At 59.1% G+C, this 21,954-nt stretch carries 17 protein-coding genes; 6 read left to right on the plus strand and 11 right to left on the minus strand.

The features are described from left to right. Nucleotides 1-24: 24 nt before the first annotated feature. From GRAN_RS22725 to GRAN_RS22740, 4 genes are all read right to left on the minus strand, one after another. Nucleotides 25-897: an HvfC/BufC N-terminal domain-containing protein gene (locus GRAN_RS22725; protein WP_241655109.1), complete on the minus strand. Its 873-nt coding sequence runs from the start codon at nt 895-897 to the stop codon at nt 25-27. Nucleotides 898-920: 23 nt separating this feature from the next. After that, the gene (bufB, locus tag GRAN_RS22730) at nt 921-1,802 is read right to left on the minus strand and encodes an MNIO family bufferin maturase (RefSeq protein WP_128915367.1); all 882 of its coding nucleotides are present in this window, start codon (nt 1,800-1,802) and stop codon (nt 921-923) included. 85 nt (nt 1,803-1,887) lie between these two features. Further along, the gene (locus tag GRAN_RS22735; protein ID WP_128915368.1) at nt 1,888-2,163 is read right to left on the minus strand and encodes a hypothetical protein; all 276 of its coding nucleotides are present in this window, start codon (nt 2,161-2,163) and stop codon (nt 1,888-1,890) included. Between the two features lie 210 nt (nt 2,164-2,373). Beyond that, the gene (locus GRAN_RS22740; protein WP_128915369.1) at nt 2,374-3,360 is read right to left on the minus strand and encodes a hypothetical protein; all 987 of its coding nucleotides are present in this window, start codon (nt 3,358-3,360) and stop codon (nt 2,374-2,376) included. A gap of 153 nt (nt 3,361-3,513) precedes the next feature. Between GRAN_RS22740 and GRAN_RS22745 the strand changes: the two genes are divergently transcribed. Then, nucleotides 3,514-3,729 (plus strand): DoxX family membrane protein, encoded by a 216-nt coding sequence (locus GRAN_RS22745; RefSeq protein WP_128915370.1) that lies wholly within the window; start codon nt 3,514-3,516, stop codon nt 3,727-3,729. Nucleotides 3,730-3,896: 167 nt separating this feature from the next. Here the strand turns inward: GRAN_RS22745 and GRAN_RS22750 are convergent, their stop codons facing one another. The 4 genes from GRAN_RS22750 to GRAN_RS22765 all read right to left on the minus strand — a co-directional run bounded on the left by GRAN_RS22750 (nt 3,897) and on the right by GRAN_RS22765 (nt 9,075). Beyond that, nucleotides 3,897-5,624 (minus strand): sodium:solute symporter family transporter, encoded by a 1,728-nt coding sequence (locus tag GRAN_RS22750; RefSeq protein WP_128915371.1) that lies wholly within the window; start codon nt 5,622-5,624, stop codon nt 3,897-3,899. Beyond that, nucleotides 5,621-6,586: a 3-hydroxyacyl-CoA dehydrogenase family protein gene (locus GRAN_RS22755; RefSeq protein ID WP_128915372.1), complete on the minus strand. Its 966-nt coding sequence runs from the start codon at nt 6,584-6,586 to the stop codon at nt 5,621-5,623. Before GRAN_RS22755 ends, GRAN_RS22750 begins: the two co-directional genes overlap by 4 nt. 94 nt (nt 6,587-6,680) lie before the next feature. Next, nucleotides 6,681-7,484 carry an IclR family transcriptional regulator gene (locus GRAN_RS22760; protein WP_128915373.1) on the minus strand — a complete coding sequence of 268 codons (804 nt, stop codon included), beginning with the start codon at nt 7,482-7,484 and terminating at the stop codon, nt 6,681-6,683. After that, entirely contained in the window at nt 7,474-9,075 is a 1,602-nt protein-coding gene (locus GRAN_RS22765) for an N-acyl-D-amino-acid deacylase family protein (RefSeq protein ID WP_128915374.1), read from the minus strand. The genes GRAN_RS22760 and GRAN_RS22765 overlap by 11 nt, the downstream gene beginning before the upstream one ends. 114 nt (nt 9,076-9,189) lie before the next feature. Here GRAN_RS22765 and GRAN_RS22770 point away from each other — a divergent pair, with 114 nt between their 5' ends. Together GRAN_RS22770 and GRAN_RS22775 are read left to right on the plus strand one after the other, a co-directional pair. Continuing rightward, the gene (locus GRAN_RS22770) at nt 9,190-10,026 is read left to right on the plus strand and encodes an amidohydrolase family protein (protein ID WP_128915375.1); all 837 of its coding nucleotides are present in this window, start codon (nt 9,190-9,192) and stop codon (nt 10,024-10,026) included. Between the two features lie 72 nt (nt 10,027-10,098). Then, complete coding sequence (locus GRAN_RS22775; protein ID WP_128915376.1) at nt 10,099-11,277, plus strand: family 10 glycosylhydrolase; 1,179 nt, start codon at nt 10,099-10,101, stop codon at nt 11,275-11,277. A 6-nt stretch (nt 11,278-11,283) separates the two neighbouring features. On the opposite strand, the gene GRAN_RS22780 is transcribed toward GRAN_RS22775, so the two are convergent. After that, on the minus strand, nt 11,284-13,293 hold the full coding sequence (locus GRAN_RS22780; protein WP_128915377.1) for a family 20 glycosylhydrolase: 2,010 nt from the start codon (nt 13,291-13,293) through the stop codon (nt 11,284-11,286). Nucleotides 13,294-13,591: 298 nt separating this feature from the next. On the opposite strand from GRAN_RS22780, the gene GRAN_RS22785 reads away from it, so the two are divergent. From GRAN_RS22785 to GRAN_RS22795, 3 genes are all read left to right on the plus strand, one after another. Then, nucleotides 13,592-16,912 (plus strand): TonB-dependent receptor, encoded by a 3,321-nt coding sequence (locus GRAN_RS22785; protein ID WP_128915378.1) that lies wholly within the window; start codon nt 13,592-13,594, stop codon nt 16,910-16,912. 149 nt (nt 16,913-17,061) lie between these two features. Then, nucleotides 17,062-18,420, plus strand: a complete 1,359-nt coding sequence (locus GRAN_RS22790) for an aspartate aminotransferase family protein (RefSeq protein WP_128915379.1) — start codon at nt 17,062-17,064, stop codon at nt 18,418-18,420. A gap of 5 nt (nt 18,421-18,425) precedes the next feature. Beyond that, nucleotides 18,426-19,931: an N-acyl-D-amino-acid deacylase family protein gene (locus tag GRAN_RS22795; protein WP_128915380.1), complete on the plus strand. Its 1,506-nt coding sequence runs from the start codon at nt 18,426-18,428 to the stop codon at nt 19,929-19,931. On the opposite strand, the gene GRAN_RS22800 is transcribed toward GRAN_RS22795, so the two are convergent. Then, complete coding sequence (locus GRAN_RS22800) at nt 19,906-20,856, minus strand: DMT family transporter (RefSeq protein ID WP_206662834.1); 951 nt, start codon at nt 20,854-20,856, stop codon at nt 19,906-19,908. The genes GRAN_RS22795 and GRAN_RS22800 overlap by 26 nt on opposite strands. Further along, the gene (locus GRAN_RS22805; protein WP_161571121.1) at nt 20,853-21,815 is read right to left on the minus strand and encodes a 3-hydroxyacyl-CoA dehydrogenase family protein; all 963 of its coding nucleotides are present in this window, start codon (nt 21,813-21,815) and stop codon (nt 20,853-20,855) included. Before GRAN_RS22805 ends, GRAN_RS22800 begins: the two co-directional genes overlap by 4 nt. Nucleotides 21,816-21,954: the final 139 nt, after the last annotated feature.

Consider the following 21,954-nt stretch of genomic DNA (forward strand, 5'->3'; position numbering starts at 1 on the left):
CGGATCGTACGGTTGAGCGACGCACTATTGCACACCGATAGCATCGGCCGGGCGATGGCAGAACCAGCCTAACTCGGCCGCGTGCGCGAAGTACTCGCGAATCTTTTCGACCTGTTCTTCGGGGGAATGTGCGCTTCCCGCAAAGGCGATCTCCAGCGACTCCCCTAGGGGCTTGCGTTCCTGGAGGGCGCGAAGAAGCAGATAAGCCCCGGGGTCGATGCGGCGGTAGTAGACCGAGTTATCGAAGCGATGAACCGCAAGATGGATTGGGGTGCGGCGCATGGCCGGGAGCTTCGGCTGGGTCTTCTTCGTCAGCTCGGAGGCGGCGTTACTCGACATCTCCGACGCGGGGGTCTGCTCTCTGACGGCGAGAACGAGTTCATCGACGGGATAGCGCAGGGTGAGTAACTGCAGGTGCGGCTGAAGCGAGAGCGTCGAATCGACGTCAAGGCCGGAGAAATCTTCAAGCGTCAGAGGAGTGACCTCGGCGCGGTCGTAGGCTTCCACGTAGGCCCACTCGAGTCTCGCCACGTCGACGACGAGGTCGTGCCTGTTCTTTGGTTCGAACTCCGGATGGTCGACAAGCCAGACCGGGAGACGCGATCCGAGGTTTCGCAGCGTGAAGGACACGGAGGGGTTTTCTCTCAAGTAGGCAAGGACCAGAGCATCGAAGCCCTTCGAGCCGATAAGCGCGGCGAGGGCGGGAAAGTCCTCTGAGACTGCGCTGATTACCCGGAACCAATACTGACGGTTATAGATCTCCAGCCGCTGGAAGGAGGATAACTCCGGGTTTGGCCGGATGTAACTCGCGGCAACCTCGCTCATCGACCGACCGTCTTCGCGCATCTGCTGCATATCGAAGTTCGCATCGAGCGAGCGACGTACATCATCGGACATTTGTCGCTGTAGCTCAAGCAGGGTCATGCGCGGGTCTCTTCACGGGAGCTTTGCGGAATGGGCAAAGGGGTTGTCGCGGCGTTCAGGTAGCGATTTGCCTTGAGAGCTTCCGCGTGGACCTCGTCAAAGGAGGGGATGTTATCGTCCCACTCGAGCAGCGTGGCGGTAACTCCAACGCGCTGGATCGCGTGCTCGTACATCGCCCAGACGGGATCGAGAACGGGGTGATCGTGGGTGTCGAGAGTGTACTTCTCGAACTTTGAATGGCCTGCAATATGGATCTGGGCTACACGATCTGCCGCGACTGCATTCACGTAGTCCATTGGATTGAAGTGGTGATTCTGCGAGGAGACGTAAATGTTGTTGACGTCGAGCAGGATACCGCAGTCGGCCGCGTGGACCACCTCGTTGAGGAACTCCCACTCGGTCATTTGGGACTCGTGGAACTCGGCGTAGCTGCTTACGTTTTCGACTGCGATGGGAATCTCGAGGAAATCCTGCACCTCTCGAATTCTCGACGCCGTGATGCGCACAGCCTCGAAGGTGTACGGCAGCGGAAGGAGATCGTGCGTGTAGCGTCCGTCCACGCTTCCCCAGCAGAGATGATCGGAGAGCCACGGCGTTTTGGTTCGTCTGGTCAACTCTTTGAGGCGCTTCAGGTGCTCGCGATCGAGAGCCTGGGAGGAGCCAAAGTACATGGAGACGCCGTGCTGCACGACGCGGTACTGATCGAGGATCTGGTCGAGGACCTGAAGTGGCCTTCCACCATCGACCATGTAGTTTTCAGAGATAATCTCGAACCAGTCCACCACTGGCTTTTCCGCAAAAATGTGTTGATAGTGCGGAACACGCAGCCCAATCCCTACGCCGTAGTCCGTGAATCCATTGAAGCGATTGGCCGGCATGAAAAGCGCTCCCCATTGCTAACGTTCGTTCTGTAAACGATGGATGAAGTGGAGGTCTGAGATCGCCTCAGACCTCCATCACAGACTAAGCCTTGCTGGGCTTAGACCCGTCGGTGGCGCAGGCGCCCTTGCCCTTGCAGCTATTCTTGCCGGCATGCTTGGCATCGCCGCCGCCCTGTCCCTTACAGTCGTTCTTTCCCTTGCAGGAGTGTTTGGTCGCGTCAGGCGTCTGGGCGAGCAACACACCCGCGCTAGCGGCCGGCGTTCCGTTGGTTGGCTGCGCATTCAGGCGGACAGCGGTGCCACCGAGTAAGCCAGAGACTGCGGCGGCCAAGACAAGCGACTTTGTGGAGTTCGTCATGAGAGGAACCTTTCTATGGTTGGCCGAGCGGAGTCCGCTGGACGTTGACGGATGACTGCTGAGGATCTGTACGAGGAACGCGACCGCGATGCCGGCGGATTGGAGACCTTCGAAACCCGCACTCCCCGTTGGAGTGCCACGGCCCGGAATGGTTACGAAGATAATTTCCGTTCAGCGCGCATAGTCCCTGGGCTTCTCGCACGGCGAAGTTTACCTTAGCGATACATCCATTGGTATGACGGAAGTCATCGCTTTTCGAATATTTGCGAGTGGCGCGGACGGATCGAAACTAACGCCTTCCGATCCTTTTCTCACTCCAAGCTGTTTCCAAAGCTCTGTAAGATCGACACTTACCGGCGTTGTGCTCCATTTGGCGTACATCTTCTCGAGTACATGCGTTCCCGTGGCGCGATCTCCGGTCGTCAGGATTCGCTCAAGAGGCCAGTTCTGATCGATCGATCCTCCGCCTGAGACGAGCGCGCGCAGTGCGTCCTGCAGGCCTTTGCGATTTTTGGTTTCCTTGCGAATCTCGATATCAGCCATGAGGCAGAAGAGGCTTCCGCCCCAGTACGTTCGTCCCCAGGTGTGGGTGACGTCCAGGCCACGATCACCCGAGGCCGGCTCACCGTGGGGCATGCCGCTCATCATATCCGCCCAGATTCCTTCAGCGGGAAGCTGTCCTGCCTGCACGCGCGCGATCGGCTCGACGTAGCTGGCAAGACCTTCCTCGAGCCATTCCTGATCGGCCGGTAATGAAGGCAATGCAGTGTGGATGAATTCGTGCGTGATGACCCAGTCGGAGGCGAGTTCTTCGGGGGTTGTCGTCTGCCCGATCCGGACGCGTACGTAAGCCGGGAAGCCAGACCGGTCGCCCCACGTCGTGCCCTGTAGGACACCGTGCGCCCCGGCAACCGGGATGATCAACAGCCTTACACGCGGAACCGGAAAGCGGCCGTAGTAACGAGCTACGGCGATCGCTGCGAGGCGGATGCGCTGCGCGATCTGGTTCCGCGAAACATTGAGGGCGCCTCCCGCGAAGTCGACCTGAAGCTTAGTGCCCGGAAATAAAACAGATTGCGTGAAGGCAACCGCGTCAACCCGTCGCCCAATATCACGTTGGCATAGCGCCTGCTGTCCGGGAGCCACAACAAGAAGCAGAAAGCAGAGCGCATGTGCCCTCCGCGTGATTCCGCTCATCGTAGACTCCTTGTCGATTGGCATAGACACGTTGCCTCAGATTATTAACGCACACCGATGTAACGGCTGAAACTGGATGCACCCGAATGATCGCCAGCGCGCATGGGAGTGAGTGCTCGACTGGAAACGAGGCTTCATAACGATGCTGATGCCATGGTACTCGCGCTTTCCACGGCAGCTTCCTGGCTGCAATCGCCCTTCCTGCTGGTGGTAAGACTGTATTGGGGCTGGCAGTTCGCGCAGACCGGGTGGGGCAAGCTGCACAACCTGCAGAAGACTATGGACTTCTTCGACAGTCCGGACATCCGTTTCCCTCGACGAACGCGCATTTTGTCACGGGCCTTGAACTGGTTGGCGGCACCCTTCTGATTGGGTTCGCGATTGATCGGCTTCCTGCTCGTAGGGAATATGCGGCTCGCATACTGGACGGCCGATCACGAGGCGCTGACGTCGATCTTCTCCGACCCGGACAAATTCTCGCCCGGTTAGAGAAGCGGAGATGGCGTGCCGAATGGACACTGTCGTCTTCGCGACGCTCACCGCTCTCTTCGCGCCCAGAAAAAAAGCCTTCGAGGCGGAAGCCCAAGCAACAGAAATAACACGCCGACTCCGGCATCGATCCAGTGCGCCGCCGGTGCCTGCGCCAGCGCCCCCGACGATATTAGAAGCAATCCCACCGCGAGCGTTGCAAGCCGGATGATGTGGTCCGAGGAATTCGATTTCCCCTTCGATATACCGCTCTCCTCCGCCGAGATCGGCGTGTCGATCATGCGGAAGAAAGCGACCGAACGCTCCTGCTCTTCGGCCGAAACCTTCAAAAGCACACTTCCCAGATACATCCCGAGACAGGTCATACCGATGTTTGTAAAGATCGAGATTCCTTCTAACTGGAAGTCCAGCGTCTGGGTCGACGCACCGCCCGTCTTCGCCGCGAAGATCGCCTTCGCCGTAAGTGTCGCCACTCCGGAGATCATCCCAAACGCAAAGCCCCCAATCACTCCCTTAGAGGTAAGGCCGCGAAAGACCAGTGTGCAAAGCAGAGGAAGAAGCGTAGGCGCGAGCAGGACCCCGAATGCCGTTACCATGATGTGAAATAGCGAGTCTCGGCCGCTCCTTCCGATCCAGATGCTTATCCCTATGATGATCGTCCCCAACAGAAGCGTCATCGCGCGCCCGGCAGCCACCAGCCCGCGCTCGCTTGAAGCAGGCCGAAAGATCCTCTGGTAGACGTCTTTGGTCAGAACGCCCGCAATCGCGTTCAGATCCGCACTGACGGTCGCCATCGTCGCCGAGAAGAGCGCCGCTACAATGATCCCGATCATCCCTGCGGGAAGCAGCGTGAAGATCAGATGTACATACACGTCCTGAGGCTTCTGTGACGTCGCGAACTCCGGCGTCAAGCGCCGCGCCATGAAGGCTGGCAGAAGCATGATCGGCGTGCCAGCAAAGTTTAGCGCAGCCGCAAGATACGCCGCTTTCTTACCAGACCGCTCATCCGGTACCGAGTAGTACTTCTGCGCAAATGACCAATTCCCGTTATAGCTGATGATGACGATGAGGCAGTAGCTTAGCATGTAAGTCCAGCGATACGGCCCGTTTGTTGCGTGCATCAGGTTCGCCGGAATGCTGGTGAGCGCCACATGGACGCCGCCGAGGCGCCATACCGCAAGCGGCAGAAGCAGAAGTATCGCCAGTGCCTTCATGATGAACTGCAGATAGTCCGTCACCACGAGCGCAAGCAGACCGCCAAGCAGCGTGTAAACGATCACGATGACGCCGCACACCAAAATCGATATCTTGATCTCGATTCCCATGCCGGCCGAGAGGAAGACCGCCGTTGTGAAGATCTTCAGCGCATCGTCAAACACTTTTGCCGGAATCGCCGACCAGGCGAACAACTGGCGCACCGGCAAGCTGCAGCGAGCCTCCAGAAACTCCACCGGAGTAATGATCCGGGCACGCCGCCAGCGTTTCGCAAACAGCATGCCACCAAGCAGGCATGCGGGTACGCTCGTCCACGAGAGCAGAATCGCGGGCAAGCCATAGCGGTACGCCATCTCCGAGTACACGATGAACGTGAACGCGCTGAAGCCCGACATGTAGAGCGAGATTCCCGCCAACCACCACGAGATCTGATGTCCGCCCGCGAAAAAATCGCTCGCCGTCTTTTGCTGCCTGCGAAAGTAGAGCCCGATCAGGAGGACCAGGGCAAAGTAGCCAAGGATGACCACATAGTCCGACATCAGAAGGTGCGTCGAGTTCATAGCCGTCCGCTTTCGGCGATGGGGAACACCTCATCCACCACACGCCGAACCCTCCACACCTGCTCGCGGTAGATCTCCTCCCAGCGCGCTGTCTCCTCCGGCGTATACGAGTGAAACCCCTGACCGCACTTCACACCGGTCAGCCCGTCCCGCATCATCGTCGCCATTGGCTCCGGCACCTCGGCGGTATTCGAAAGCGTCGGCAATACGCCGCTCATTGCTTTGCCATACAGGGCAGGGCCGCCGGTCAGATCTATCCAGCGAAACGGCCCGCATACACTTGCCCACAGTCCGAAGGTGTTGCTGAATGCCTTATCGATCGTCTCCGCATCGCCAACGCCGAGCGCAAGCAGATTGCATGCCTCGCGATACATGGCATAGCCCATGCGGTTGGCGATAAACCCCGGCAGGTCCTGCTGCACCACGCATGGATCCTTGCCAAGGCGCTTCGCCAGCACCGTCGCCGTCTCCATCGTGAAATCGTCGGTGAGATCTCCGCGAATCAGCTCCAGAAAGCGCGTCGCATGTGCGGGCTCCGCCCAGTGCATGCCAAGGAAACGCTCCGGATGTCGGTGGCCCTTCTGTAGCAGGGAGATCGGCAGCGCGGATGTGTTGCTTGCGATCGGCACACTCGCGCCCAGCACAGACTCCAGATCCGCAAACAACGAGTTCTTTGCCTCAAGCGATTCTGTAATGCTTTCAAGCACGAACCCGCACCCTGCAAGCTCGCCGATCGAGCCGGCCTCGGTGTAGCGCGCCGACCACTCCTCACGCAGCGCAGGATCGTAGCCCGCACGCTCGATCAGTTCCTCGATCGCTTTCGCGATGGTGACGCGCGCCTCGACGTATTCCTGCTCCAGAAGCGTATACGACACCACCCCCAGACCACTGGCCAGAAGACAGCCCGCAACGTTGCGCCCCATGAAGCCAAGGCCCACGATCCCAACCACCTGCACATTCATGAAGGTTTCCCGCTCCCTCGAAAGCTGCTTGTGCTACTGAAACCGCCAATGCACCGCTATCAGCACGCCCAGCGTTACCACCACCGGCGGCTTATCAGGCTCGCTGATAGGCTGCCGACTCCTTGCCCTTCGGATAGCCCCACGAGTAGGAGATTGCCGACGTGCAGGCCTTCAGCGTCTCCGCAAGACGCGGCAGGTTGTCGGCGCGAATCTGGTGAATCGTCCCTGCTATGCTGATCGCTGCAACAGGATTCCCCGCATCGTCGTAGATCGGCGCACCAAGGCAACGCCAGCCGATCTCATCCTCTTCATCGTCGATCGAGTAAGAGCGCTGTCGAATCTTCGCGAAGTCTTCCTGCAGCTTGCGCAGCGTCGAGATGGTGTTCTCGTTGTGCCGCGGAAACTTGCGCAGCCGGTAGATCGTCTTCAGGTCTGTCCCGCTCATATAAGCGCCGAGCGCCTTGCCGATCCCGGTGCAGTGAATCTCCATTCGCTTGCCGCGCCATGTAGCCAGACCGTTCGATCCAGGGGGGTTGTACTTCGCAACGAGCACCGCCTCGTACTGGTCGAGCACCCCAAGGTGCACAGTCAACCCCGTTTGCTCCATCAACTGCATCATGAACGGTGCAGCCTGCTCCCGGATCGGCAGACCACTCAATGACGTGTTGGCAAGCCCGAACAACTTCAGCCCGAACATGTATCGCCCCGTCTGCGTGCTGCGATGCAGATAGCCCGCCCGCTCCAGCGTTAGCAGGAGGCAGTGAATCGAGCTCTTCGGGATGTTGGAGCTCTCGACGAGCTGTGAGAGCGAAAGCCCATTCTTCGAACTAGCCAGCGATTCCATCAGGTTCAAGGCGCGTTCCACTGCGGGTACGGATGGAGTCCGGCTAGCGTTCATAGTGGAGTTCTCCTATCGTGTCAGAGGTCGATGGATGGCTCACGATAGCATGCGCAAGTGGCCGTCCCGACCTAAGAATACCGCGCCCGTCCAATAGGCTGGACGACTTCGGCAAGAGTAAAGTTCCCTTGATGACGAGATGAATCCCGGTTGGAGCTACACTCGGCGACTCGAACGTAGCCCGACTTCCGATCGTCTCCGGGTCGAAGATCGTGATATCCGCAATTGCGCCCGGAGTAAGCAGGCCACGGTCACGAAGCCCTAAACGAGCTGCCGGAGCCGCCGTAATTTTGCGCACTGCTTCGCTCAGGGAAAGCCACTTTCGCGTTCTCACAAACTCGCCTAGGAACGTCGGAAACGCCCCTGCAAGCCGGGGATGCGGCCTCTGCGCCACGTAAAAGCCGTCTGTAATGATGGACGCCAGCGGATGAGTCAGGAGCATCTTCAGGTTCGCCTCGCTCTGGTTGAACGCGACGATGTTTACCCGCCCCCGCTCTTCCAAAAGAATATCCAGCACCGTCGCCGCAGGGGCCGTTCCGCGGGCCTCGGAGATCTCGGCGATGGGTTTGCCAATTAGCTCCTTGTTCTCGGCGCTATGCAGCGAAGAGACGAAGATGTCTTCCCAGCCCTGCGCCGTCTCCTCGTTCAGCGCCCTCTCCAAATCCCCGCGCGATGACGCGATCACGCCCAGCATCCCCGCGAGGCCGCCGACAAGGGCGCTCTGCGGCAGAAGCTGCGTCATCACCGTACTTCCAGCCAGATACGGATAGCAGTCGAACCCGATATCGATCCCGGCAACCCGCGCTTCTTCGATCTTCTCCAGAGCTACGCACTGCTTGTACCAGTTCTCCCGTCCAACAGCCTGCAAATGTGAGATCTGCACCCGGCATCCCGTCCTGCGTGCCAGTTCGAGCTGTTCGTCCACCGACTCCAGAAGCTCCCAGGAATAGCTTCGCATGTGGCTCGTGTACAGTTTGTCGTGCTTCGCGACCACCCGGCAAAGAGCCTCCAGCTCTGCAAACGGGGCCTGGGAACCCGGCGCGTACATCAATCCGGTCGAGAAGCCGATCGCCCCTTCCGTGAGCGCCTCATCCAGCGCGCCTGCAAGCCCATCCAGATCCCTCAACTCCGTCGTATTCGCGTCTTTCCCCAACCCCGCCGTCCGCAAGGCTCCATGCCCGATCAGGGACTCCACATGCACAAGACGCGAAGCCGCCCTTACCGCGTCGAGATATCCACGCGCGCTTGGCCAGCACGCCTCACCATTCAGAATCCCCTCATTTTGCTCCCCTAGCAGGTCCGCATGGTGCCCACACGGATAGGGCGAGAACCCGCAGTTCCCAACCACCTCCGTCGTGATTCCCTGGTCACTCTTCTCGCGCCGGTTCTCCAATACCTTCAAATCCGAATGGCTATGCAGATCGATGAATCCGGGCGACAACACAGCCCCATCCAGTTCAATGACACTCGCATCCGCCGGGGCGTCCACCTCCCCAACCGCCTTGATCTTCCCTTCACTCACCAGCACGCTCCCCGCATAGGGAGTAGCCCTCGAACCATCAACAATCAGTGCATTCCGCAGAAGAAGCATCGTGCCGAGTCTAGCAACAAAGCTCCCCGCCTTAGAACCCGCTGTCCAATGAGCTAGACAAGCCCGATGTGCAACTGAGCACAACGCGCTAAGGTGCAGGAAAGGAGTCTCGTCATGGTTGATTGTCACACCCACCTATGGAAGGCCGAGGATTGGAGCGAAGAGATGGAGCGCGAGGCCAGCATCGCCCGCGGCGCACCCGCCCAGATAGATATCAGCGAAGAAGACCACTGGGCTGCGATGGAGCCTGTCGATCGAGCGATCGTCTTCGGCTTCCACTCCAGCCATCTCGGCCTCGTCGTGCCCAACGACCGGGTGAAGGACTACGTTGCGCAGCATCCTGAGAAGCTGATCGGCTTCGCATGTCTCGACCCGCTTGAACCTGACTACCTCGACGAGATGAAGAAGGTCTTCCTTCGCGATGGTTTTCGCGGCCTTAAATTGGCGCCCATCTACCAGAACTTCCATCCGATGGACGAGCGTATGCTGCCTGTCTACACCTTCTGCGAGAAGCAAGCTATCCCTGTGCTTATCCATCAGGGCACCACCTTTCCGCGTCGAGCTCCGCTCAAGTACGCGCTGCCCATCCAGGTGGAAGACGTGGCGCTCGCCTATCCTGATCTCAAGATCGTCGTCGCGCACATGGGCCACCCCTGGGTCGAGGACGCGGTCGTTCTCATTCGCAAGCAGCCCAATGTCTACGCGGACATCTCGGCGCTCTACTACCGCCCGTGGCAGTACTACAACGCGCTTATGCTGGCGCAGGAATATGGCTGCGGTCATAAGCTCCTTATGGGTTCGGACTACCCCTTCACCACCCCTGCCGAGACCATCGCCTCCCTGCGCAACGTGAACCATATCATCGGCAACTCCGGCTTGCCACGCATCACCGAGAAGCTGACCGAGGGCATTATCGAACGCGACACCATCAAGCTGCTTGCGCTGGATTGATCGGCGTCCATCCCGCTGAACAGACACAACAAAGCTGCAAGGAAATCACCTCAACTCCGATAAAGTGCACGCATGAGTGATTCACTAAGCCGCCGCAGGCTCCTCCAGCTTCTTCCCACCGCAGCCGCGGCCTCTGCTCTGCCGATCGCCGCACAGACGGCTCCGGTCCAGAAGATGACCCAGGTTCCGCGCGCGCCCAGACCCTCGAAAGAGGTTCGCGCAATCTGGATCCATCCCGAGCAGCACACCTCGCCCGACGAGAAGACCGGAAAGGCGCAGATCAAGGCTACCGTCGAGCGCTACGCCCGCGCCAACTTCACGTTGCTTCTTCCCTGGACCGTGAGTGGCTACCTTGCAGCGCTGGATCACCCGCAGTATCGCAAGCTCCATCCCACCGCAGAGTGGGACTACCTCGGTTACCTCATCGAAGAAGCAAGCAAGGAAGGACTCGACGTCGATCTCTGGTACAGTTTCACCGATTACCGCGATCCCGCATCTCCTGAGTTCGACCCTGCCATGGGCGGCAGCAAAGACTGGATGGCCAAGCGCCTTGACGAGGTCGTTCCCAACCAGACTCTGATGAAGCTCGACGCGCAACGCCCCGACAACGTGTGTCCGCAGCACTACCAGGCACGAGCGTGGATGCAAGCCCAGCTTGAGCGTACGTTCGCCCGCTACCCAAAGCTTAATGGCTTCCACATCGAGGAGCCCGGATACGGCACGAAGGGGTACTGTGTCTGCCCTCTCTGCCGCTCGGTCTTTGAGCAGCTTCACGGCCGCAAACTCACCGAAGTGCTCGATACCCAGATCGCTGAAGACTTCCGAACCCTCGGCAACAGCGCCTTCGTCGAAGAGGTTCGCGATCAGATGGCGCAAAGGCATGCGAAGATGACGCTCTCCGCCAACGGCGGCTTCGACTGGCGTCACGATCGCATCCGTGGCCGCGACTGGGGCCGCTGGGCAAACTCCGGATGGCTCCGCTACTTCATCCCCCAGGTCTACCAATCCGACATCAACATCTTCCGAGAGCAGCTTGCTCTGACTATCTCGGACATCGGACTCTCTTGTCCCGTCTACGCCGGTATGGCGCTCGACTCGACCTCCGGCAAAAGCACCATCCAAAATATCGTGCAGCAAATCAACGCGGCACGCGATCTCGGCGCACCCGGCGTCTCGCTTTTTCACGGCGCGGCGTTCACCGACGATGACCTCAAAGTTCTAAGAGATGTCCCATTCAAGAAGCCGGTCTAGCAGCTCCTATCGCACGGCCAGCACGTCGTTCAGCGTTGGCCGTGCATTTCCTTCCTTGAAGCTGCGCGTCACCGTCCAGACGCTCGCCTGGAAGTGCCTCCAGAACTCCTGCTCCGCCCTCCACCTAGCCTGTGCCGTGGCCAGCCGATACGGCTTGTACTGCTTGCCCCACTCGCGTGTGGACAGCTCCTCCAGCTCCCCGGAAATATCTATCAGATCACCAACTCGGCTATGGTTTCGCGAGCTTGTCTCCCGCTTCAGCAAGTAGCTAATGTCGGAGGATGTCGGCTTCGCGGGCAGCGCATGGAAGTTCGCCGCGATCTCCGTAGCGTATAGAAACTTCATCCCCGCGAAGTCCAGCATCTTCGCCGCCAGCAGAAGACTCTCCACCTCATCGGAGTTCCCCGCCGTGATTAGATTTTCCTCAGCCGACTCCGCAGCCAGACGAGCGTCGCGAAGCTCCTTCGCGTGTACCAAGATCCGCCGCATCACCAACGGTTGAAATGGGTCATCGAACATCCGAAAGCTCGTCTCCGATCCAAGCGCATCCCGCAACAGAGCCTGCGCCTTCTCGATTTCAGCAAGCGCATCCGCAGCCTTCGCAGCCGCCGTCGGAGCATAGCGCACCCGTGCATATTCGGCGAAGAAGTGCGTCCGATCCACTGGCTCCGCCTGCCATGCCGCCACCGCTCCGTACGCCACCGCAGGGAGAGCCTCGCGATGCAGCGCAAGCGCCGAGTCCGACCACTCCGTGTTCATCATTCCCATCGCACCCGCCTTACGGCCGACAGCCAGAAAGCCATCGATGTTGATGAAGCTGCTCTCGAAGTCAGGCACAATGCTATCCCAGTCAGAGATCCCTGTCGCCACTAGGATCGGTACATGATTCGTTGCAAAGAGATCCAGCAGCTTGCTGTAGTCGGCCCTCGCGTCATAGAACCATGGCACTGCGATCGCGCCCTTCGGCAGCCCCGCCGCAAGCATCGGGTATTTGTTGAAGATGTACGCTCCTTCGTCAATATCCGCCCAGAACAATGGCCTCTTCCCCAACGACGCCGTCAACTTGGCGAGGGTCTGCAGATGCTGCAGCCACAACACGTCCGGAGCAACACCGCCTGCGGCCTTGCTTCCCGCCCGCTCCAACTCGAATGGCTCGTCGAACCCGAGATGCAGCCACCTGCTTGGAAACAAAGCCGCATACTGTCGCAGCCAGTCCTCAAGGATCTTTTGCACTCGCGCATCCGCCGGATTTGCCTCACCACCATGCTCCAGCGCGGCAAGATCGCTATAACGTTCCAGCCGAAATAGGTCGTGCAGATGGCCATACAGCTCTACGCAGGGCACTACATCGATGTACCTCTCCCGCGCGTAGGCCACGATCGTGCGGATGTCATCCTTGGTCCAGTTCGAGTCCTTATGCAGCAGAGGATAGCCGTCGAGATCGAGGTCCGTCTCCACATAGAAGAAGTACTGGTTGGCCTTGAACGCAGCCAGCACGTCGATCTGCTTCTCGACCTCGGCAACGGTCAACACCGCACCATGACTCATGTCCATCATGAATCCGCGATACGGCATCGAAGGCACATCTACCAGGTCCGCTAAGGGGAGCGAACTCCCCTCCACCATCTGCCGCAGAGTCTGCACCGCATAGAACAAACCCGCGGAGGTCTTTGCATTCAGAGTCACTCCATCGGCCCGCACGGAGATGCTGTAAACCTCGCGCGAGTCCTTCAGCGCGGCATCATCGGTCCCGGGTAGATCTTCGCCGGCTCTCTCAATACTCAGGGCAATTGGCTTCACACCATGCTCCGGGCACCGCGACAGTATCATCGCTCGCAGTTCATCCAACACAATCGCGTCCGCGCCAGAAGGAGGCGCAGCCAGCTCACACAGCGGCAAAACTCCCGTGCCATAACGTACCTGTTGCACACGCGGCAGCAACGCAGCATGCTGCGCACAGGCAACCCCCGCAAACCCCGCAAACAGCCCACCCCGCAGCATCCATCGCTTCAGCATCGTGTCAGCAGGATACCCGCGCTAAGCCGTATACCCAACGCAAACTCCATTCTTTTGCACTGAAAGCGCAACTGCGTCCATGCCATTGGACGATCCACCCCCAATCTCAAATTCCTCTCTTGGCAATATGTTGCAAACGGATGAAAGTGAATCATCGCACCCGGGAATTAACTGCTTTTCGCATGGTTCGTCTCCGAGCAGGCAGCCATGTATCCGCAGACGCGCGGGCAGGCGATCCAGAGTTCCCTCTCTAACGCTTTAAGTAATTGTGACTACTTTTCGACACGAGGACACCTTTATGAAACGACTCTCTCTCGCATACCTTCTTCTCCTCAGCTTGTGTTTCGTCCCCGGAACTCTTCTGGCGCAGTCGGTCACGGGTGCCCTGGTGGGCCTTGTCACCGATCCAAGCGGCGCGGCGGTAGGCAATGCGAAAGTGAGCGTGCGGAACGTGGGAACCAACCAGATGGTGGAGGGCTTCACGACCAAGGACGGTACCTACAGCGTGCCGAACCTTCAACCGGCAGACTACGACGTCACGATAGCGGCTCCTGGCTTTGCCACGGCCGATATCGCGCATGTGCATCTTCTGGTGTCCGCGTCTATTCGTAACGATGTAAAACTTACGCTGGGTTCGGCGGAGAGCAAGGTAGAAGTCTCCGCTTCGCCGACGTCGATCACAACCGATGATTCTACGATCGGCGATGTGCTGGAAGGAACGGCTGTCGCGCGTCTGCCTCTGAACGGCCGCACCATCGACCGTGCTCTCGTCTTTGTTGCCGGCAACACGAACGATAACGCCGATAATCCGCAGATCTCCGGCGGTTTGCACTGGAACGGTGCGATGTATAACGTCGACGGCGTTCCGGTGAACGATATCTCGAATGGCGCCGCGGCCTACTCCTATGACTCCAACCTGACCACACTGCCATCGACCGAGATCGTCCAGGAGATCAAGGTAACGAGCAGCGTTGCGAAGGCCGAGTTCGAGGGCGGATCGGCTATCTCGATGACCACCAAATCCGGCTCCAACAAGTTCCACGGCGAGGCCTATTACTTCAACCGCAATCGCTTCGGCGCCGCGCGTGATTACTTTGCTTACGCGGGTACTGTGGTAAAGCCGGGCCTGAACCGCAACGAGTTTGGCGGCTTTGTCAGCGGCCCGATCTGGAAGGACAAGACCTTCTTCTTGTTCGCAGTGGATACGCTGATTCAGCGCAATGGCAAACCGAACTTCTTCACGGTTCCGACGGATGCGGAGCGCACCGGTGACTTCTCCGGCACGACCAAGCAGCTCTGGAACTCATCCACGGGCACGATCATCCCGGGCAATAAGATCACGGTGATTGACTCGCGTGCCGCAGCCATCCTTGCCTATATTCCACATGCCAATGTCGCGTCGAGCGGAGCATCTGCCTCCGGCGGCCCAACCAACAATCTCCTCCAGACCGTGAATAACAAATATGACGACTTCAAATACACCGGCAAGCTGGATCACAATCTGAATCGGCTGAACGCGCTGACAGCAGAAGGCTACTACGCCTACGGCAATCCGTACTTCTCACGCAACGGGACGCCGGCACAGTATGGCAACTATCAGAATGCCGGTTACATCACGGTCGAAGGCATGCTCCGCGATGTGTCTGTCTTCTCGCCACGCATGCTGAACGAGATTCACTACTCTTATTTCTCGCACCGCAACATTCGCCTAGGTCAGAATGCATCGTTCGATCCCACCTCGTTGTTCCCTGGCCTCTACGGTCCGTTCCGGATCGGCGGTCTGTCCACCGTTAATATGACGAACTACACCGCCGTTGGCGACACGGGCGGCGCTGGCCACAATCCCGAGACCACGCAGTCGATCGCCGATAACTTCACGCTGGTGCGCGGCAGGCACACCATGAAGTTCGGTGCCTCCGTCAACTTCAACAACGTCATCATCAAGTCCGGTACCACATCCAGCTCGCTGGGGACCTTTGGCTTCACGGGCAAGTACACCTCCAGCGCTCCGGGAACGGCTACCAGTAGCCCCACATACAATGCGACGGGCGACGCGTTTGCTGATTTCCTGCTGGGTGATCCAGCCTCGACGGTACGCGCCACCCCGCAGATCGCCATCAATCAGACCTATAAGAACTACGAGTTCTACGGACAGGACGACTGGGCGGTCACGCAACGCCTGACCTTGAACTTAGGCCTGCGTTATGAGGTGCAGACGACACCGAACGAGAAGAACGGCGACTTCAGCAACTTTGACTTCGACACCGGCAAGCTGGTCATCCGTAGCTCAGGCGGCGTCATCTCGAAGGACGCCAATGCAACCGTGCTGGCGCTCTATCCCGGGACCTACACCACCTCCGAAGCAAACGGCTGGGGCAGCAGCGTCACCTTGACGGACAAGACCAATTATGGTCCGCGCGTCGGATTTGCCTACCGTCTCACCGCGGATGCAAAGAGCGTGTTGCGGGGTGGTTATGGCATCTACTACGGCTTGATCCCTCCGGGTATCGGACCGATCCGAATCTCGCAGCTCAACTTCCCGTTTCTGCTCACGCAAAGCTACACGAGCACGTCAGCCTACGCCCCCACGCTGACACTAGCCAACCCGTTCCCGGGTACCGGCACGGTGGCCGCCAATCCCACCATCTACGCGTCGCAGCGTGACGGAAAGAATGCCCGCATCCAGCAGTGGAACCTGACGGTGGAACAGGCGCTGCCCGCAGCAGCTGGTTTCCGCGTCTCCTACGTTGGCAATAAAACCACGCATGCCCCGTATTACGTCTTCGACGAGAACTTCCCCACAGCGCAGCGTCCTCTTACTTCGCTGCAGGCTGGGCGTCGCTTCCAGCCGTGGGCAAGTATACTCACCAACATCACGGAAGGTTATGCCTTCACCAACCAGATGCAGGTGGAACTAACCAAGCGCACCGGCAACGGACTCTATCTCCAGACCAGCTATACCTGGAACAGCGGATTGGACGATGTGCCAATCAGCGGTACCACTCAGAATCCTTACAACCCAGGTGGCGACAAAGGGAACTCGGATGGTACTCACAAAAACAACTTTTTCTTGCAGGCAACCTACGATCTGCCCTTCCACCGCCATGGCTTTGGAGAGCGCGTCGTCAACGGATGGTCCCTTGCCAGCCTGACGCAGCTTCGCTCGGGCACACCATTCTCGCCCAGCTTCACCATTCCCAGCACCACAACCAACGCGAGCGGAGGAGTTCCAGTTGGAACCTCGACCGTCGGCTGGTATGCCACGCGCCCGAACAAGGTTACCGGCGCGAACCCATACGATTTGCACAGCCAGCATGGAAGGTACTTTGACGCGGCCGCCTTTACCGCACCGGATAACTTCACCTTTGGCAATGCCGGTCGCAACAGCCTGATTGGTCCCCCTGAGGTCGGCTTCGATCTGAGCCTGGAGAAGAAAACAGCAGTCTCTGAGGGGGTGCAGTTCCTGCTCCGCCTGGATGCCTTCAACGCGCTCAATCATCCGAACTTTGGAACCCCTTCAGCAAACATCTCCAACACAAGCACGGCTGGGTTGATTACCTCGACCAATAGCAACCAGCCCAACCGCTCGCTGCAGCTCGGCGGCAAGCTGGTCTTCTAACCCTTGCCGGGTGTCGTCCAGTCTTTTGGACGGCATCCACGGCAAGGCTGCTGTTGCTCATCGGTTCGTCACTCCCGTTGCGTAGAGTGAGATCTCCGCCACTGATACTCTCCACTCAAGCCGTGGAAGAAGGTTGTTGAAGAAGGCCCATGACTCTTTATCCGAAGTCGCAAGCGATCCTATCCGAGAACTCCCGCTTTATCCCTGGTGGTGTCGTCTCCACCAACCGCGCCGTCGATCCACCCATCGTCTTCCGTAGGGCTGAAGGCGCATGGATGTGGGACGTAGACGGCAACCGTTACCTCGACTATCACGCCGCCTTCGGTCCATATGTTCTCGGCCATAACGACCGCCATGTCAACGCCGCCGTCCTTCGCGTCATCGAAGAAGGCCGCAGCCTCTTCGGCTCCGGCACCACGGAGCTTGAAGGCGAGCTCGGCCGCCTCATCTGCGACGTCGTTCCCTTCCTCGACAGCATCCAGGTTTTGAACACCGGCAGCGAGGCCACCTACCAGGCCCTTCGCCTCGCCCGCGCCGCCACCGGCCGCGATCACATCATCAAGCCCCAAGGGGGATACCACGGCTGGCACAATGACGTCGCCTGCAACCTGATGACTCCCCTCTCCACCCTCGGTCCCCGCCGCAACGCAGACGAGTACCCCTTCCTTCCTATTAGCGGCGGCATCCCCGCCGGACATAGCGAGCTCGTACACGCCGTCAACTTCAACGACCTTGAATCTGTCGAAGCTATGTGCCGCAAGTACCCTATCGCGGCCTTCATCACCGAGCCCATTCTCCAGAACGTCGGCCTTATCCACCCGCAGCCCGGCTACCTCGAAGGTCTCCGCGCCCTAGCCGACAAGTACGGCTTCGTCCTCATCTTCGACGAGGTGAAAACCGGCTTCCGCCACGCATTGGGCGGCTTTTCCAGTCTGGCGAAGGTGACACCGGACCTCGTCGTCTACGGCAAGGCCATCGCCAACGGATACCCCCTCGCCGTCATTGCCGGCAAGAAATATCTTATGGACCTTTTCGTCAGCCCCGACGCGTCGAATCGCGTTCTTCTGGCCGGTACTTACAACGGACACCCGGTCCCTACCGCCGCCGCCATCGCCACCATCAAGCGTCTCGCCGAGAACAACGCAGCCATCTACACCCACTTCGAAACCCTGGGCGCACGCATGCAGACCGGTCTTGAAAAGATTTTGAAGGAGACCGGCAACAGGGCCGTTGTGGCCCGCCAGGGTTCGGCATTCTGCACCTACTTCATGGATCATCTCCCGCTTGATTGGCACGACCTCATCTCCAACAACGACCCCGAACAGGACAACCATCTTCGCCGCGATCTCCTGGATCGCAGCATCTACTTCTTCCAACTCCCCATGAAGCAGTGCTCGCTATCCGCAGCCCACACTGAGGCCGACGTCGACTTCACTCTCGAAGGCGTTCAAAGCGTCCTCTCCGCGAAGCTGCAAACTAACGGCAAGCAAGGTAGCTTACACGGGTGAGAGCAATGACCGAACAACTCGTGCTACAAGGCGGCACACTCGCAGATGGAAGCGGTGTGCCGCTTCTCCGTGGTGACGTCCTCCTCGATGGTGACACCATCGCCGCCATCGGCAACTTCCCTATCCCGCCCGACGCACGCATCCTCGACTGCACCAACCACATCGTTGCTCCGGGCTTCATCGACGCTCACAGCCACTCCGACCTGCAGATCCTCGAAGGCCGCCGCGAAAAGCTTCTCCAAGGCGTTACGTCGGAGGTCGTCGGCAACTGCGGCTTCTCTCCTTATCCGCAGGGCGACCACGCCACCGAGCTTCGTGATTTCGCCAATGGCATCTTCTGCGGCAACGAGCACTGGGGATGGGAATCCGCACGGGGCTATCTTGCCCAGAGCAACAGCAAGCAGTCTGTGGCTTCGGTCTTTTCTCTGATCGGCCATGGCAGCCTGCGCATCGCCGTCGCTGGCAACCAGATGAACACCCTTCCCGAAGATAAGATCGTCGCCATGGAGGGCTACCTCAGTCGCGCCTTTGCCGAGGGTGCCATCGGCTTCTCCACCGGACTCATGTACGCACCCGGCTCCTCCGCCGATCAGGCGGAACTCATCCGCCTCTGCCGGGTCGTCGCCGACTTCAACAAGATCTACTGCACCCACATGCGCGACTACGGCTTCCGCCTCCTCGAAGCAATCGACGAGCAGATCGTCCTCGCCGAACGCACCGGCTGCCGCCTCCAGATCTCGCACCTGCAAGCCGTGGGCCGCGCCAACCGCGACCTCAACAACCGCGCCCTCGAACGTATCGAAGAGGCACACGCTCGCGGCGTCGACATCGCCTTTGACTGCTACCCCTACACCGCCGGCAGCACTGTCATGACGCAGCTTCTTCCCCAGTGGGTGCTCGAAGGCGGTACCGAAACCCTCATGCATCGTCTCGGCAACAAGGCCGAACGGGACCGCATGGAAGACGAGATGCTCCACACGATGGCCAATCTCTGGAGCGAACTCATTGTCAGCGCGATCGGCTCCGCGGCCAACGCATCCCTAGTCGGCAAGACTCTCGAAGAGATTGCCTCGCTCCGCCATCAGCGCGCCGCGGACACCGTCTTCGATCTTCTCCTCGAAGAGCGCGGACAGGTGAATATCCTCGAGTACAACCAGAGCGAAGAGAATCTCCGCCGCAACCTCAATCACCCGCTCGCCATCATCATCAGCGACGGCTTCTACGTCAAAGGCCGTCCCCATCCCCGCCTTCACGGGACCTTCCCAGAACTACTAGGCAATCTGTGTCGAGATCGAAAGTGGATGACCACCGAGACCGCCATCCACAAAATCACCGGCTTCCCTGCCTCACGGTTCGGAATCGGGAATCGCGGCTTCCTGCGCAAAGGCTACGCCGCCGACATCACCGTCTACGACCCCGCTACCATCCGCAGCCTCGCTACCTACGAAGACCCTACCCGAGCTCCCGAAGGCATCCTCCACGTCATCAGGGCAGGACAGTCTCTACTGTAGCCGGCTTCTCCAGCAGTGTAATCAGCATCGTGCTCGCCAGCACAAGAACTCCACCCACCGCGGCGGCTACGCTGATCCGCTCATGCAGCCAGATGGCAGCAATCGGCAGTCCGAAGAAAGCAATTAGGTAGTTAGAAAGCGCCGCCTGGATGGCATCAATCGACTTCAACGCCTTCAGAAACAGAATCATCGACAGCGTCGTATGGAACAACATCAGCATCGTCAGCCCGGCCCACGTCGTCAGCGTAAAGTGCGGCAGGTTACGAAAGCTGTATCGCTCCAGCACCGCCACAAACGGCGTCATCAGAATCGTCAGCCCCACATACGTCCAGAACAGCATCTCAATCGGCGAGTGCCAGTCGAGTGCCGCCTTGCCGTACGAGTTATAGAACGAACTCCCCAAAATCGCTGCGAATACCAGCAGATTTCCAAACAACTGGCCTTTGTTCAAACTTACACTGTGCACATCCAGCCCTGAGCAGAGCGCCACACCAAACACCGCGAGCGCAAAGCTCAACCACCGCAGCCCAGTCATCTTCTCCTTCAAGAAGAAGACGGCAAATATAGCCGTGGTCACCGGTAGCACAAGCGTCAGCAGGGCCGCATTGCTCGCAAGCGAAAGTCGCGTCCCCCACGTCATGAACAACTGCCCCGGAATCACCCCAAATACACACAACACGAGGTACACCGCAAACAGATTCGGCCTCTTCTTGCCAATCACCTGCGGATGCACCCCGCCATTCGCCTTCCGCTCCGCCCGCACAAACGGATACAGCACCGCCAGCGAGATCGCCGTCGGAAACCACACTGTAAACAGCGGCCCGGCTTGATCCTGCACCAACTTGATACACGTAAACTGCAGCGCCCACATCAGGTTGCACGAGAACAGCAGAGACCACGACATCATCTTCGATTGCGTCGTCATACCTTCGGGGTATACCTCTCCGCGAGCTTCCGCATGTCGTAGGTGAACTGCCCCCAGTCCTTCTCCCACTGCTCCGCGCTTGCCTTCGTGTACTTGTAAAATCCCTTCTGATTCGCGATCCCCAGCGCCTTGCGCTTCACCATCCTTTGCATCGTCATCGGAACCTCGGTGCTCGTCGTCAACTCCGGCAGCAAACCTTCCATCACCGCCGCATACGCCGGAATCCCCGTCAGATCCATCCACCGGAACGGTCCCGCCAACAGCGCCCACCACCCAATGTCATTGCGAAACGACTGGTCCACCGTCTCCACATCCGCCACTCCGCTCTCCACCAGGTAGCAGGCCTCGCGTATCATAGCGTACATCAGCCGGTTCGACAGAAACCCACGGATATCGTGCTTCAACACGGCAGGCTCCTTGCCGCAGGCCACACCGAACGCCAGACAAGCCTTCACCGTAGCATTGCTCGTCTTCTCTCCGGGAATGATCTCAAGGTACCGCATGATCTGCGCGGGCTCTCCCCAGTGCATGCCGATGTATCGCCCCGGAGCCACGCGTCCCTCCTGCAAAAGAGAGATCGGCAGGCTCGAAGTATTCGACGCGATAATGGTCTTTTTCGGCATTACCGCATCTAGCTGCGCGAAAATCTCCCGCTTCAGTGCAAGATCTTCCTTCACACACTCGATCACCAACCAGCACGATGCTAGATCGGACATGCTCGCAGCCGCATGCAGCCTGTTCTTCCAACTCTTCGCCATGTCCGCGCCGAGCAGCTTCTGCTTCTCTAACTCCCGCAGCGCCGCGGCTGCGTGCTTTATAGTCGCCGCATGCTTCGACGCATCCACGTCGAAGGCCACCACCTCGTCTCCGTGCGCCAGCAGACACGCAGCAATCCCCTGTCCCATTAGGCCAAGCCCAACAATCCCCACCCGCTTCAGAGCCGTTCCCTTGTTTTTCATGGAGATCTCATTGTTCGGTCCCGCACCCCGCACGTCAAGGCGCAAACCCTTCCCCGTCCAGTTCGTTGGACAAGCCCCAACACATCTCATACGAATTTACCCCGCGGGGCGCTATCGTAACTCATAACCTCAACGCACC

Origin of the sequence: Granulicella sibirica (assembly GCF_004115155.1) — a bacterium.
Taxonomy (GTDB): Bacteria; Acidobacteriota; Terriglobia; order Terriglobales; family Acidobacteriaceae; genus Edaphobacter; species Edaphobacter sibiricus.

Excerpts from the sequence above, each read along its gene's own strand:
- GRAN_RS22725 (WP_241655109.1), bottom strand. The coding sequence starts at position 897 with ATGTCCGATGATGTACGTCGCTCGCTCGATGCGAACTTCGATATGCAG.
- bufB (WP_128915367.1), bottom strand. The coding sequence starts at position 1,802 with ATGCCGGCCAATCGCTTCAATGGATTCACGGACTACGGCGTAGGGATT.
- GRAN_RS22735 (WP_128915368.1), bottom strand. The coding sequence starts at position 2,163 with ATGACGAACTCCACAAAGTCGCTTGTCTTGGCCGCCGCAGTCTCTGGC.
- GRAN_RS22740 (WP_128915369.1), bottom strand. The coding sequence starts at position 3,360 with ATGAGCGGAATCACGCGGAGGGCACATGCGCTCTGCTTTCTGCTTCTT.
- GRAN_RS22745 (WP_128915370.1), top strand. The coding sequence starts at position 3,514 with ATGGTACTCGCGCTTTCCACGGCAGCTTCCTGGCTGCAATCGCCCTTC.
- GRAN_RS22750 (WP_128915371.1), bottom strand. The coding sequence starts at position 5,624 with ATGAACTCGACGCACCTTCTGATGTCGGACTATGTGGTCATCCTTGGC.
- GRAN_RS22755 (WP_128915372.1), bottom strand. The coding sequence starts at position 6,586 with ATGAATGTGCAGGTGGTTGGGATCGTGGGCCTTGGCTTCATGGGGCGC.
- GRAN_RS22760 (WP_128915373.1), bottom strand. The coding sequence starts at position 7,484 with ATGAACGCTAGCCGGACTCCATCCGTACCCGCAGTGGAACGCGCCTTG.
- GRAN_RS22765 (WP_128915374.1), bottom strand. The coding sequence starts at position 9,075 with ATGCTTCTTCTGCGGAATGCACTGATTGTTGATGGTTCGAGGGCTACT.
- GRAN_RS22770 (WP_128915375.1), top strand. The coding sequence starts at position 9,190 with ATGGTTGATTGTCACACCCACCTATGGAAGGCCGAGGATTGGAGCGAA.
- GRAN_RS22775 (WP_128915376.1), top strand. The coding sequence starts at position 10,099 with ATGAGTGATTCACTAAGCCGCCGCAGGCTCCTCCAGCTTCTTCCCACC.
- GRAN_RS22780 (WP_128915377.1), bottom strand. The coding sequence starts at position 13,293 with ATGCTGAAGCGATGGATGCTGCGGGGTGGGCTGTTTGCGGGGTTTGCG.
- GRAN_RS22785 (WP_128915378.1), top strand. The coding sequence starts at position 13,592 with ATGAAACGACTCTCTCTCGCATACCTTCTTCTCCTCAGCTTGTGTTTC.
- GRAN_RS22790 (WP_128915379.1), top strand. The coding sequence starts at position 17,062 with ATGACTCTTTATCCGAAGTCGCAAGCGATCCTATCCGAGAACTCCCGC.
- GRAN_RS22795 (WP_128915380.1), top strand. The coding sequence starts at position 18,426 with ATGACCGAACAACTCGTGCTACAAGGCGGCACACTCGCAGATGGAAGC.
- GRAN_RS22800 (WP_206662834.1), bottom strand. The coding sequence starts at position 20,856 with ATGACGACGCAATCGAAGATGATGTCGTGGTCTCTGCTGTTCTCGTGC.
- GRAN_RS22805 (WP_161571121.1), bottom strand. The coding sequence starts at position 21,815 with ATGAAAAACAAGGGAACGGCTCTGAAGCGGGTGGGGATTGTTGGGCTT.